Genomic DNA, 272 nt, shown 5'->3' on the forward strand with positions numbered 1-272 from the left:
CGTGGCGAACCGCCGGTGCCGGTACGCCGATCGCGCCGTTGGTCTCGCAGGTGGCAAAGGCGACGCGGGCCGCAGGGCAGGCGGTGACGGCGGACGCGCACCTGTCCGCCATCCTCAACGGTGCGCGCGGGCGTGTTACCGTATCGCGGCTGGCGCTCGCCGCCGCGTCGGGTGCAAGGCTCAGCGCCGAGGGCGGAAGCGGAATCGCCTATAGCTGGCCGGGCGGCGGCTGGCGGGTGGGCGGCATCGCCGAAGTGGCGGGTGGGGGGCTG

The 272-nt window shown here is 75.4% G+C and carries 1 protein-coding gene; it reads left to right on the forward strand.

What is annotated here, in order from left to right; all coding sequences use genetic code 11:
* Positions 1-272: hypothetical protein (locus RAD04_RS38720; RefSeq protein ID WP_461627974.1), on the forward strand; the 272-nt coding region annotated here is incomplete at both ends.

Source organism: Bradyrhizobium sp. 25ACV (genome assembly GCF_054863005.1).